Consider the following 1,188-nt stretch of genomic DNA (forward strand, 5'->3'; position numbering starts at 1 on the left):
ATCGTCGGCTTCTACAACAACGAACGTTTGCATTCAGTTCTGGGCAATCTGCCGCCCTCCGTCTACGAACGGAACATGGCAGCAAACAAACCTATCGTCGTGTCCGAATTTACTTGACCACTACAGTCAAACGTGACGACCCGTATCCGGCAACTGGAGGAATACCTGGGCGTACGCTTGTTTCGCCGGGAAGGGCGTACGCTTGCTCTTTCGGCTGAAGGCCAGACCCTTCTCAACTATTCGGTGCGGCTCCTCAGGTTGGCGGACGAAGCGGTCAATGAGTTGCGCACTGGGAAGCCTCAGGGAATGTTTCGCCTCGGCTCTCTGGAGAGCACGGCAGGAAGCCGCCTGGCACCCATTCTTTCGCGCTATCACGCCAAGAACTCTGGTGTGGTCGTGGAACTCGTCACCGGGACTACGGGCGCTCTTATCAATCGGGTCATGAATTTCGAGATTGAAGCCGCTTTTGTGTCCGAGCCGTTCACCGCATCGGAACTTGAGTCGGTGGCAGTCTTTCGTGAGGAGCTGGTTCTGGTTACCTCTAAGGAGATCCGAAAGGTTCGCACAGCCAAGGATTTGGGGCGAAGCACGATGATCGCCTTCGCCCATGGCTGCTCCTACCGAAAGCGACTCGAAGACTGGCTAGGCAGTGACAATGTGATGCCTGAACGCACTCTCGAGTTCGGGTCGTACCAAGGCATGATTGCCTGTGTGGCTGCCGGGACCGGCTTTGCGATTGTGCCCAAGTCCGTATTGGTAGCCCTGCAGGCGACAGAAAAGGTGAATCAGCATACTCTGCCAGAGCGGTTTTCCACCAATCGAACTCATCTCGTGTGGCGAGGCCATCCCTCTCTTGCCTTGGAAGGGCTGATCAATATCCTGCAAGCTCAGGAGACGCCCAGCATGGAAGCCGAAGCCCTCATTGACATTAGGCATTGATCAGACGTCCGCTACACCCTTGAAAGGAGACGCCCGCCAAGTAGGGTGACCGACTTCCGCTTTGGGTCGTTGTACAACCCTTAACGTTGTACAACCCTTAACGTTTACGGAGGAAGACATGTACTGTAGTGGTCTAATTTGCCCGGACACCTCGATAGGTGGACAATCCACCATCCGAGGAGATTTGCATGACAAGGCAACGCCGCAATTTCGACCCCAGCTTTAAGCTTGAGGTCGTCAAAATGATCA

1 protein-coding gene is annotated in these 1,188 nt (G+C 54.9%); it reads left to right on the forward strand.

The annotated features are described in order from the left end of the window. Positions 1 to 132 precede the first annotated feature (132 nt). Complete coding sequence (locus KHU29_RS22015) at positions 133 to 939, forward strand: LysR family transcriptional regulator (RefSeq protein ID WP_211455462.1); 807 nt, start codon at positions 133 to 135, stop codon at positions 937 to 939. Positions 940 to 1,188 lie beyond the last annotated feature (249 nt).

The sequence above is a fragment of the Collimonas antrihumi genome (assembly GCF_018304965.1).
Classification (GTDB): Bacteria; Pseudomonadota; Gammaproteobacteria; order Burkholderiales; family Burkholderiaceae_D; genus Collimonas; species Collimonas antrihumi.